The following is an 11,863-nucleotide window of genomic DNA, read 5'->3' as shown; positions in this document are numbered from 1 at the left end:
TCGGGCCAGTTATTGGGATCTGAAGGACCAGAGGACGGATCACTCATGAACACGGTCTCCCTTCTTCGCGTTGGGCGAATATTATGTCGTTTACGGCATAACACGTTCCGGGCGCATTCGGGTAGACGGCACGGGCCGACTCCCCGTTTACTGCCTCGATATTGATATAGTGCAGTGCAACAAAACTCCCAACAGCTCAAGGCAGCGGGTGCGGAAATGACGCATCTTTCACGCATCGGTAATCCCGTTGAAACCATAGGGTTCTGTTGCCGGGGAAGGGTGCGGCCCTTATGATGCGCGCCGCTGCCGATTCCGGACGAATTGCTTCGGAGGACGCTCAGCGGCGGAAAGAAATGACGACTGGCAAGCAGTCGAACAAGGCAAAATGGTGGGGTTAATGAGCGGTTCGAATTTTGGACGTTTGGTGAAAATCGCGACAATATCGGCGCTGCCGCTGCTGCTGAGCGCATGCGATACCAGCCGTGACATTGTCGAGGCCGTAAACCCGGTCAGCTGGTTCGACAGCGATGCGGAAGTCACCGAAGACACCGAACCGAAGCCGATTCCGGGTGAAGACGGTGATTATCCCGCCATAGGCTCAGTGCCGAGTGCACCGGCGGAACCAGGGATCAAGCGGGAATATCTTGCGCTTGCCGATGTGCTGACCGCGGATCGTGAAAACGCCTTGTATTCCGATGAGGTGATCCGCAAGGAGTCGCCGCCGCTGCGCATCACGACGCCGCCGAACCCGGCTGCACCGCCTGCCGAGCCGCCGACCGCATCCAGCATCACACCGCCTCCCGAAGCGCCGTCGACCGTTCAGGCACCACAGCCCGCGCCCGTACCGCAGCCGGTGCCCGCGCCCCAGCCCGCAGCATCTGCTCAGGCGGCTCCGGCCCCGACGCCGGTTCCAACACCGGCTCCGGCGCCCCGTGCGGTACCGGTGCCGCAGCCGAGCACAGCCAGTCAGTCAGCCGCCACGCAGGCCGCGCCGCAGCCCGTCCCGACGCCGGCTCCGGCGCCGCAGCCGTTGACGCCGTCGTCGTCTTCGGCCCCGGTTCAGGCCGCGCCGCCGCCGCCCAGCGCCGCGCCGACAACGGCGCCGCCGGCGAACCAGACTGCCGCCGCCGCGGCGCAGACCGCCATTCCGACGCGCTCCCAGATGATTGCGACGATCTACTTTCCAAGCGGCGGCGCCACGCTGACCGAACGGGACCGTGGCATTCTTCAACAGGTCGCGCAGATCTATAATCGTGACGGCGGCAAACGCGTTGTAATCGTCGGCCATTCCAGCCGGTCCGGCGCGAGCGGGTCGGAATCGCAACAGGCGCTGGTCAATTACAAGGTCTCTCTGGACCGTGCCGCCGCGGTTGGGCAGACGCTGGTCAGCGCCGGAATCCCGTTGGAGCAGATCGTCGTCGACGCTCGCGGCGCGCAGGAACTGAAGTATTCTGAAGAGACGGAAGCCGGTCAGGCCGGCAACCGTCGGGCGGAAATCTTCCTGCAGTATTGAGGTCTCATGTCTTCGGCACCCCCCGCTTCCCCTCCCACCCCTCTGAAGGGGGTTAGGGTACTCGACCTGTCCCGTATTCTTGCCGGCCCATGGACAGCCCAGATGCTGGCCGATCTCGGTGCCGAGGTCATCAAGGTCGAACGGCCCGGTAGCGGGGACGACACGCGCGGTTGGGGCCCACCCTATGCCCGGGCCGACGGGACCGAGGGGCGGGGAGAAGCCGCCTATTTCATGGGGGCGAACCGGGGCAAGAAATCGCTCGCCATCGACCTGAAGTCGCCGGAAGGCGCGGCACTTGTCCGGAAACTCGCCGCAGAATCCGACATCCTGATCGAAAACTTCAAGGTCGGCGATCTGGCTCGCTATGGTCTAGACCCTGCATCCCTGCATGCGGTCAATCCGCGCCTGATCGTCTGTTCCATCACCGGTTTCGGTCAGAGCGGCCCGCGTGCTTCTCAAGCCGGCTATGATCTGATGATCCAGGGCATGGCGGGATTGATGAGCATCACCGGCCCCGGAGACGATCAGCCGGGCGGGGAACCGACAAAAGTCGGTGTCGCGGTGGTGGATATCCTGACGGGCCTGAACGCGGCCATCGCCATTCTGGCCGCCCTGAATGAACGCCATCAGACAGGGCGCGGGCGCCATATCGACATGGCGCTGTATGATGTTTGCGCCGCCAGTCTGGCCAATCAGGCGATGAACTACCTGATCAGCGGCAAGTCACCGGTCCGGATGGGCAACAAGCATCCGAATATTGCACCCTATGAGACCTATGCGGCGTCCGATGGTCATCTCATTCTTGCGGTCGGCAATGACGGCCAGTTCCGCAAGTTCTGTCAGGTCGCGGGGCTGACCGATCTGCCGGACGATCCGGACTACGCGACAAATTCGGCGCGTGTGGCAAACCGGGTAGCGCTCAGCGCGATGCTCGAACCGGTGCTGGGTAGCCGCCGGCGCGACGACTGGTTGGAGGCGCTGAAGAATGTCGGGGTGCCCTGTGGGCCGATCAACACGATCGAAGAGGTCTTTGCGGATCCTCACGCCGTGGCGCGCGGGCTGGTCCGGGAGCTTCCGCATGCCAGCCTGGGGTCGGTACCGACCGTGTCCAGCCCGATCCGATATGATGGTGCGGCGCCGGTGAGCGACCGTGCGGCGCCGGTGCTTGGCCAGGACACGGTCGAGGTTCTTCAACATGCGCTCGGGCTGAGCGAAACCGAAATCGACGATCTGGTGGCGCGGGGCATTGTTCAGAGGTCGGACTAGCGCGGGACTGTCCGATATGGTCGGGATATCCCCAGAAACCGCACGATCACTACACAATTAACACAGAATAACCGTTTATCTGGCCGCGCGCGTCCGGTATTACACACAGGCCGGACGCATCGCCGGACTTCAGCCGTTTCGTGCAGCAAGGATCAGCCGGGTGAACGATCAATTTCACCGCATTCGCCGTCTACCCCCGTATGTCTTCGCCGAAGTCAATGCCGCCAAGGCGCAACTGCGGCAGGACGGTGCCGACGTCATCGATTTCGGCATGGGCAATCCGGATTCCCCGACGCCACAGCACATCGTCGACAAGATGGTGGAGGCCGTCCAGGACCCCCGGACCCATCGCTATTCCACCAGCCGCGGGATTCCGGGGCTGCGAAAGGCCCTGAGCGCCTATTATGAGCGCCGGTTCAATGTTGCGATCGATCCGGAGTCGGAAGCAATCGTCACCCTGGGCTCGAAGGAGGGGCTGGCAAACCTGGCGCAGGCAATCACCAGCCCTGGCGACATCGTGCTGGTTCCCAATCCGTGCTATCCGATCCACAGTTTCGGCTTCATCATCGCCGGCGGTGCGATCCGCAGCCTGCCGGCAGGGGGCGAGATGGATCAGCCGCTTGCGGTGTTCCGTCAGAACTTCATGGATGCGCTGAGCCGTGCGGTCGCGCATTCAATTCCGAAACCGCTGGCCGTCGTGCTGAACTTTCCGCAGAACCCGACCGCGCAATGCGTCGATCTGGATTTCTATGAAGAAGTTGTGGATTTCTGCAGGCACCACGAAATCTACATCCTTTCCGACATCGCCTATTCGGAGATCTATTTCGGCGATGTGCCGCCGCCCTCCATCCTTCAGGTGCCGCAGGCGCGCGATATCGCAGTGGAGTTCACCTCCCTCAGCAAGACGTATTCGATGCCCGGCTGGCGCATCGGCTTTGCGGCCGGCAACAAGAAGCTGATCGCGGCTCTGGCGCGCATAAAGTCCTATGTCGATTACGGCGCCTTCACGCCGATCCAGGTTGCGGCGACGGCCGCGATGAACGGACCGCAGGACTGCGTCGACGAGGTGCGCGCGCTCTACAAGGAGCGGCGCGATGTGCTGGTCGACGGGCTGAACAAGGCGGGATGGAAAGTGCCGTCGCCGGAGGCGACGATGTTCGTCTGGGCCCCGCTGCCGGAACGGTTCAGCAATATGGGGTCGCTGGAATTCGCCAAACTGCTGCTTGAGAAGGCGGATGTCGCTGTGGCGCCGGGCGTCGGGTTCGGGGAATACGGCGAGGGATACTTGCGTTTCGGGCTCGTTGAGAATACCCAGCGCATCCGGCAGGCACTGCGGAACATTCGCGGTTTCCTGGCCGCGGACGAATAGGAGAGGGTAGGGGATATCGATGGCCGATGCGTTGAAGATTGCCGTTGCTGGATTGGGTACCGTCGGGGCGGGGGTTGTTTCCCTGCTCGCGCGTCAGGGCGAGTTGATTGCCATGCGATGCGGGCGGCCGGTCACGGTAACTGCTGTTTCCGCACGCGACCGCACCCGTAATCGGGACTGCGATATCTCCGGGATGGCCTGGTACGACAACGCCGTGGACATGGCGCGGGAGGCAGATTGCGATCTTGTCGTCGAACTGATCGGCGGCAGCGAAGGCATCGCCAAGGAAACCTGCGAGGCGGCGCTGGATGCAGGGCGTCACGTCGTGACGGCCAACAAGGCCCTGATCGCGGTGCACGGCGCTGAACTCGCCCGGCGCGCGGAGGCGAAGGGGCTGGCGCTGAACTACGAGGCCGCCGTTGCTGGCGGTATCCCGATCATCAAGGCGCTGCGCGAAGGCCTGGCAGGGAACCGGATCGAAAGCGTCCAGGGCATCCTGAACGGCACCTGCAACTACATTCTGACCACGATGCGCGATACCGGCCGCGCCTATGCCGACGTGCTGGCCGAGGCACAGCATCTCGGCTATGCGGAGGCCGATCCGACATTTGACGTCGATGGGATCGATGCGGCCCACAAGCTGGCCATTCTGGCCGCCCTGGCTTTCGGGCGGGACGTGGATTTCGACGGCGTGCATATCGAAGGGATCGGGCGCATCGCAGCGGCGGATATCGAATATGCCGAGGAACTGGGATATCGCGTGAAACTGCTGGGCATTGCCACCGATGAGGCCGACGGCGTGATGCAGCGGGTCCATCCCGTTCTCGTTCCGGCGGACGCACCGATTGCCGGCGTCGAAGGTGTCTTCAATGCGGTGGTAACCGAAGGGGATGCTGTCGGCACGTCGGTTCTGGAAGGACGCGGGGCCGGTGCCGGTCCGACGGCGTCGGCGGTGGTCGGCGACGTGATGGATATTGCCGCCGGCCGCATGGCGCCGGTTTTCGGTGTGCCGGTCGACAGTCTGAAGCCGGCATCCAGCCTGTCGGTCGCCCGTCGCCACGGCGCTTACTATGTCCGGCTGCGGGTCTTCGACCGTCCGGGCGTGATTGCCGGTGTGACGGCGGCGCTACGTGACGAAAATGTCTCGATGGAATCGATAATTCAGCGCGGGCGGGACCCAAACGAGCCCGTGGACGTCGTACTGACATTGCACGAAACCGACGAGGCGCGGATGACCCGCGCGCTCGACCGGATCGGGCAGCTCGACGCGGTCATCGAACCGCCGCACATGATCCGGATCGAACGCTGATCCGGGCCTAACGAACCCACGGCCGTCCAATGGCCACGGCCGAAGAGAGATACTGAGAGGAAAGACGATGGCGAATATGGATCGGAACCTTGTGCTGGACGCGGCCCGCGTCTCCGAAGCGGCGGCGATCGCCGCCTGGGCCTGGCGCGGCCGCGGTGACAACCATGCGGCGGACCAGGCCGCGGTGGACGCCATGCGCACCGCGCTGAACCGCCTGGATATCCGTGGCCGGATCGTGATCGGCGAAGGCGAGCGTGACGAAGCCCCGATGCTGTATATCGGTGAGGAAGTGGGGACCGGTACCGGCCCGCGCGTCGACATCGCCCTGGATCCGCTGGAAGGCACGACGATCACCGCCAAGGGGCTGCCGAACGCCCTGGCGGTCATTGCGTTTGCCGAAGACGGCAAGATGCTGCATGCCCCGGACGTCTACATGGACAAGATCGCGGTCGGTGGCGGTCTGCCGCCCAACATCATCGACCTCGACGACACGCCGGCGACCAACCTGCGCCGCGTGGCCGAGGCCAAGCGCTGCAAGGTTTCCGATCTGATGGTCTGCATTCTGGACCGCCCGCGCCATGCCGACCTGATCAAGGCGGTGCGCGAGGCCGGTGCTGGCGTCAACCTGATCGGCGACGGCGACGTCTACGGTGTCATGGCAACCAGCCAGGCCAATAGCGGCATCGATGTCTATATGGGCTCCGGCGGCGCGCCGGAAGGCGTGCTGGCCTGTGCCGCCCTGCGCTGCATCGGCGGTCAGTTCCAGGGCCGCCTGCTGTTCCGCAACGATGATGAAAAAGCGCGTGCGGAGCGGACGGGAATCGTGGACCTGAATCGCAAATACGACATGAAGGAACTTGCGGCGGGCGACGTGATCTTCGCGGCGACCGGTGTGACCGACGGCAACCTGCTGCGCGGTGTCGAAATGACCGAAGGCGGCGCCCGGACACAGTCTCTGGTCATGCGCTCCTCCACCGGTACGGTTCGCAAGATCGAAACGGTCCATGACTTCGCCCGCAAGGATTGGATCAAACTGTAAGGAATTGGCATGGCATTCGACGGGTCGTCCGAAGCATTCCTTGGGGTCGCGCAGTCGGCCTCGGGAAAGCGCTGGGAGGCACGGCCCGACGATGCCCGCCTGACAGCCGCCCTGGCTCAGCGGTACAATCTGCCTGAGCCGGTGGCCAGGGCCATGGCCGCGCGCGGTATCGATCTCGACGCTGCGGAAGCCTTTCTGGACCCCAAACTGTCCCGCGACCTGCCCGACCCGTCGCATCTGCGCGATATGGATCAGGCGGTTCGACACCTTGCCGACGCGATCAAGGGCGGGAAGACCATCGCGGTTTTCGGGGATTACGACGTCGACGGCGCGACGTCTTCCGCGCTGCTGCTGCGTTACGTCCGGGCGGCGGGGGGACGGATACTGAGCTACATCCCGGACCGGCTCGCCGAAGGCTATGGGCCGAACGTCGCCGCGCTGCTCAAGCTGAAGCAGGACGGGGCCGATATCGTCATTACCGTCGATTGTGGCATTACCGCCTTCGACGTCCTGCAGGAGGCGGCGGATCGCGGCGTTGCGACCATCGTCGTCGACCACCATGTGGCTGAGCCGCGCCTGCCTGCCGCGCTGGCGGTGGTAAATCCGAACCGGCTGGACGACGACAGCCCGCACGGCAACATGGCGGCGGTCGGGGTCACCTTTCTGCTGATTGTCGCGCTGAACCGGACCTTGCGGGCCGAGGGCTGGTTCGACGCCCGTCCGGCGCCGGATCTGATGGCTCTGCTGGACCTCGTTGCCCTGGGCACAGTCTGTGATGTGGTGCCGCTGACCGGGGTGAATCGCGCGCTGGTTGCCCAGGGCCTCAAGGTCATGGCGCGACGCGGCAATGCCGGCCTGTCGGCCCTGTCGGACGTCGCGCGGGTCTCGGAGGCGCCGGGAACCTATCATGCAGGCTTCCTGCTGGGCCCCAGGGTCAACGCCGGTGGCCGGGTGGGGGAGGCGGCTCTGGGAACGGAACTGCTGTCCACGGACGATCTTCAGCGCGCCCAGGTCATCGCGCAGCGTCTGGACGCCTATAACGAGGAACGTCGCGAGATTGAGAAGACCTGCCTTGAGGAGGCGATCGCCCAGGTCGAGGCGTCCGGTGACACCGAGGCGGCAATGATCATTGCCTCCGGCCAGGGCTGGCACCCGGGCGTCATCGGTATCGTCGCCAGCAGGCTCAAGGAACGCTACAACCGGCCGACCTGCGTGGTTGCGCTCGACGACGACGGCATCGGCAAGGGCTCCGGCCGCTCGGTCCCTGGTATCGATCTGGGCTCCGCCGTGATTGCGGCACGTCAGAGCGATCTGCTGATCAATGGTGGCGGCCACAAGATGGCGGCAGGATTTACCGTCGCGGCGGACCGACTGGCAGAATTGACCCGGTTCCTGCGCGACCGCATCGCGGTGGAAGCCGGCACGGCGGGGCTGACCCCCATTCTGCGCCTGGACGGCACGGTCAGCGTCGGGGGCGCCTCACTGGACCTCATTCGGGCGCTGGAGCGGCTGCAACCCTTCGGCCAGGGAAACGCGGAGCCGCGCTTTGCCATACCGGAGGCGCGGATCGTCCAGGCCCGGGTGGTCGGGGAGGACCATGTCCAGATCCAGGTCGCCGACGCCATGGGCGGGCGGCTGAAGGGCATCGCCTTCCGTTGCGCCGACACGCCCATGGGGCAGGTTCTACTGCGGGCTCAGGGTGACCGGGCGATCCATCTGGCCGGGCGCCTGCGCCTCGATACCTGGCAGGGGATCGAGAAGGTGCAGTTGATGGTCGACGATGCAGCGGAAATTCGGTAGCCGGCTGCGGCGTTAACTCTTCAGCTCCGTTGCCGTGCGAACCATCTCGTCCACTGTCTTGAGGGTCGTTGCCGCCGAGGAATAGGCCCGCTGGGTAATGATCATGTTGGTGAACTCGGTCCCGAGATCGGTCGTCGACAGTTCGATGGCCGATCCGGCAAAGAAGACGCGGTCCGTGTTCGCCAGATCGATCAGGTTCAGATCGCCTGAATTCGGACCCACACGCCAGTGGGTCTGCCCGGAGGACAGCAGCCGGTTGGGCTCGACGACATCGGCGACGGCGACACGGCCAAGCGGCCGGTCGATCCCGTTGGAGAAGATGCCGATGATGTTGCCGTTCTCGCCGAATTGTACGCTGCTGAGGACGCCGTCGGTATTGCCGTCGACCCGGAGATCAACCTGGTTGGCACCGTCGGCGTAGCTGGTCGACCCGGCAAGGTCGAGAGTGAACGCCGTGGTGACCGCGGGCGCGCCCCAGTCGATGGAGAGGTTGATCGGGGCCTCAGCCACACCGTTGACCAGGCTGATCTGGCCGTTGGCGTCGAATTCGACCTGAATCGGCTGGACGGCCGGGGTGGTTACCGTGCCGCCAGTTCCGGAAACCGTCAGGTCCCAGACATTGGTGCCGGCAGCCTTGGTGAAGCGGGTGATGACCTGGCGCACATCACTGGTCCCGTCGTCATCGCCGGTTCCGTCAAAGATCGGGATGTCGAAATCGAACCTGTCGCCGGCCGTGGCTGTCGCGGGCAGATTGACCTGCAGCACGGTCTCGGTCGTCGCATTGGCTTCGAAGGTGTTGCCTTCCTGATCAATCCGGATCGCAGAGAGCGATCCGATGCCGCCGGTATCGACCTGGAACGTGCCGTTCTCCGCATCGAACGGCCATCCCATCAGGAAGTTGCCCTTGATGTCGGTCAGATAGACCTCCGCACCGGCCCCTTCGCCGACCAGGGTCTGACTGAACCGCCCGGCATCGGTCAGTTCGATCGTGCGGCCGGAGGGGGTGAGCGAAGTCGATGTGACAAAGAAGCCTTCGCCGGAAAGCGCGGCATCGAGCGCGCGGTCGGAACTGGTGACGACGCCTTCTGTCTCGCGAAACACCTGTTGGTGCGCCTGCGTGCCCAACAGCCCCTTGAATCGGCTGCCGTTGTTTGTGCCGGCAACCATTTCCTGGAAGCGAACCTGTCCGGCCTTGTAGCCCGGTGTCTGCGAATTGGAGACGTTGTCGCTGATGTTCTGGAACGAACGCGACTGGGCCTGCATGGCGCTGATCGCGGGCGAGAACAGGGAATAGGCTACCATGAGCAGGCCTCGTCTTTCATCGTCCCGGATTGGACGGACTGATCCGACGAAACTAATGCAATCTGCGTGCCGTTTCCGGAATTCAACAAAACAAAAAACTTGTCGATTTGATGAAACGGGACGCTTGACCAACCCGCCGGGGCTCTGTAAACACCCGCTCCACGGACGGCACACATCGCCGCGCCTCTACAGCGACCCCTTCGTCTAGAGGCCTAGGACACCGCCCTTTCACGGCGGCAACACGGGTTCGAATCCCGTAGGGGTCGCCACTTCTCCTAACATATTGAAATAGCTCACGAATTCGGAACGTTGTTGTCCAATCCGTTGTCCACTGTGTACAACACGGATATGGGTAAAGACGTGCTGGAAACCGAGTTCCTATATCAGCCCAAAGGCCGCAAGGGCTGGTGCTTCCGTATGCGGACGCCGGAAGCGCTGATCGGCTACACGAACCCCAAGACCGGGAGACCCTACGGCAAGGAAATCCGCGAGGGGCTGGGGACGCGAAACCTTCGGGAAGCACGGCACAAGCGTGACATTCGGCTCGGGCAGATCAGAGCAGAAGAACTTAAGGCGCGTGCCGAACGCCTTGGAGACATGGACGAGGCGCTCTCCTACGCGGAGATATTGGCGCAGATCGACGACCCCGAACTGATCGAAGCGACCGAAGAAAGCATCATGCTCCGCACGGAGAAGATCGAGCGATCCCATGGATACGAAGTTGCCAAGCGCTGGTATGACGCAGCGACTGGCAAGGAGACGCCCCTCAAGACGATCTACGAGAAGTACCTTGAGGATGACGGCGGGAAACTCTCCAAGTCCACGCAGATAAACCTCAAGACGGCGTGGGAGGACTTCCGGCGGTTCTGCAAGGGTGACGTGACGATTGAGACGGTTGACCGGCGTATGGCCGCTGAGTTCGTGACCCAGTATCTGCCAACGCTGAAGACGCCGCGTTCCCCGAGCGGCCCTTCCCCCGCGACCATCCAGAAGAAGGTGACTCTGCTCAAGGGCATTTGGACCTGGGCGATGAAGCGCGGCTACATCCCCTATGAGCCGATGACCCCATGGGACAAGCAGGCTCCATCTAAGAAGGAGGTACGAGCTGCAGCGAAGACACGCCGACCGTTCACCGCCGAAGAAGTCAGGAAGCTATTCAAGGCGGAACCTGCAGGCTCAACCCTTGGGGACGTAATGCGAATCGCGCTCCTGACTGGTGTCCGTCTCAGCGAGATCATGGAGATTGACGCGTCATGGGTCGATAAGGACGGCAGGGGCTACACCGTCCCGAAGGGCAAGACCGAAAGTGCAGTCCGCTATGTCCCGCTTGTCGGTCCCGCTCAGGACGTGATCCAACGACGCATGAAGGTGGTAAAGGAGAAAGGGTCTCTCTTCCCCGAACGTGGCAAGCGCAAGTCCGATGACAAGCGTTCCCCAGCGGTGTCGTCAGCCTTCACTCGGCTGCGGCGGAAGACATTGGGCGAGCAGACCGATGGGGAACTGGCCGAACACTCCTTTCGCCATACATGGCGCACGGCGGCGCGGCGGGCCGGTGTCGATCTTCGGACCTCCAGCGAGCTTGGTGGCTGGTCCAGAGGGGACAGCGTGGATACGGTCTACGACCATGGCCTGGAGATCACTCGGTACAGGCAGGAGCAGGAGAAAATCCGCGGTTGGCTGGTAGCGGAGGGATATCTCATCAAAGACCAAAACGAATGACCCGCTCTACGATCCCGTAAGGCGGGTCAAACGCGAGTTCTTAGATCAAGCCGGGGTGAACTTGGCGCTGCCTGCTGTCATGCATGGAACGGCACGCGCTGCAGGGAAGTCTCGCGACCCTACGACTTGCCTTCGAGCACTGCCGGGGGCTGCACGCGGTCAATATGCTGGTTAAGCGATAGGCAAGCAGCGCCAAACCCAGTTAGTTATGTCTCGCGAGAGCGACTGGATCTCCTTCGAACAAGGCGTCCTATCGAGTAACCCAATATCGCCCATACAATCCCCACAACAACGGCGACTGCCAGCGAGAAGATGCTCGCCCCAGTCGGTTTGCTGAAGTGAAGGAGCGCCGTATCGACGAGTCCGCAGAAGATACCAATCGCTATTGCGGCCCACCGGTTTGGAAGCAGTAACCCGCCAATTAGCGAACCGAATCCCGCAACAGACAGGGACTTCGCAATAATCGTTCCAAGAATGTATCCGAGTTCCCCCACAAATACCTCCTTTCTTGGGTGGTGCTACCTATTGAATACAGCAAATGAGGGT

Annotated in this window: 8 protein-coding genes and 1 tRNA gene; 8 read left to right on the top strand and 1 reads right to left on the bottom strand. The window is 63.2% G+C overall.

Annotated elements, in window-relative coordinates; translation table 11 throughout:
* The first annotated feature begins 424 nt into the window (after window positions 1-424).
* From R8L07_20560 to recJ, 6 genes are all read left to right on the top strand, one after another.
* A complete protein-coding gene (locus R8L07_20560) occupies window positions 425-1,513 on the top strand; it encodes an OmpA family protein (GenBank protein ID MDW3207935.1) in 1,089 nt (362 codons plus the stop codon).
* Window positions 1,514-1,519: 6 nt separating this feature from the next.
* Window positions 1,520-2,779, top strand: a complete 1,260-nt coding sequence (locus R8L07_20555; protein ID MDW3207934.1) for a CaiB/BaiF CoA-transferase family protein — start codon at window positions 1,520-1,522, stop codon at window positions 2,777-2,779.
* Window positions 2,780-2,939: 160 nt separating this feature from the next.
* Entirely contained in the window at window positions 2,940-4,148 is a 1,209-nt protein-coding gene (locus tag R8L07_20550) for an LL-diaminopimelate aminotransferase (protein ID MDW3207933.1), read from the top strand.
* Between the two features lie 19 nt (window positions 4,149-4,167).
* Complete coding sequence (locus R8L07_20545; GenBank protein ID MDW3207932.1) at window positions 4,168-5,457, top strand: homoserine dehydrogenase; 1,290 nt, start codon at window positions 4,168-4,170, stop codon at window positions 5,455-5,457.
* A 76-nt stretch (window positions 5,458-5,533) separates the two neighbouring features.
* The gene (gene glpX / locus R8L07_20540; GenBank protein ID MDW3207931.1) at window positions 5,534-6,496 is read left to right on the top strand and encodes a class II fructose-bisphosphatase; all 963 of its coding nucleotides are present in this window, start codon (window positions 5,534-5,536) and stop codon (window positions 6,494-6,496) included.
* Window positions 6,497-6,505: 9 nt separating this feature from the next.
* Window positions 6,506-8,296 carry a single-stranded-DNA-specific exonuclease RecJ gene (gene recJ / locus R8L07_20535; GenBank protein MDW3207930.1) on the top strand — a complete coding sequence of 597 codons (1,791 nt, stop codon included), beginning with the start codon at window positions 6,506-6,508 and terminating at the stop codon, window positions 8,294-8,296.
* A 12-nt stretch (window positions 8,297-8,308) separates the two neighbouring features.
* Here recJ and R8L07_20530 read toward each other — a convergent pair whose 3' ends face one another.
* A complete protein-coding gene (locus R8L07_20530) occupies window positions 8,309-9,598 on the bottom strand; it encodes a flagellar hook-basal body complex protein (protein ID MDW3207929.1) in 1,290 nt (429 codons plus the stop codon).
* A 193-nt stretch (window positions 9,599-9,791) separates the two neighbouring features.
* On the opposite strand from R8L07_20530, the gene R8L07_20525 reads away from it, so the two are divergent.
* Window positions 9,792-9,867: transfer RNA gene (locus R8L07_20525), tRNA-Glu, on the top strand.
* Window positions 9,868-9,946: 79 nt separating this feature from the next.
* A complete protein-coding gene (locus R8L07_20520; GenBank protein MDW3207928.1) occupies window positions 9,947-11,317 on the top strand; it encodes a tyrosine-type recombinase/integrase in 1,371 nt (456 codons plus the stop codon).
* Window positions 11,318-11,863 lie beyond the last annotated feature (546 nt).

This window comes from Alphaproteobacteria bacterium (genome assembly GCA_033344895.1).
Lineage (GTDB): Bacteria > Pseudomonadota > Alphaproteobacteria > UBA8366 > Aestuariispiraceae > Pacificispira.
Note: the sequence above shows the minus strand (reverse complement) of the source record. Positions and strands in the feature narration are given on the sequence as shown.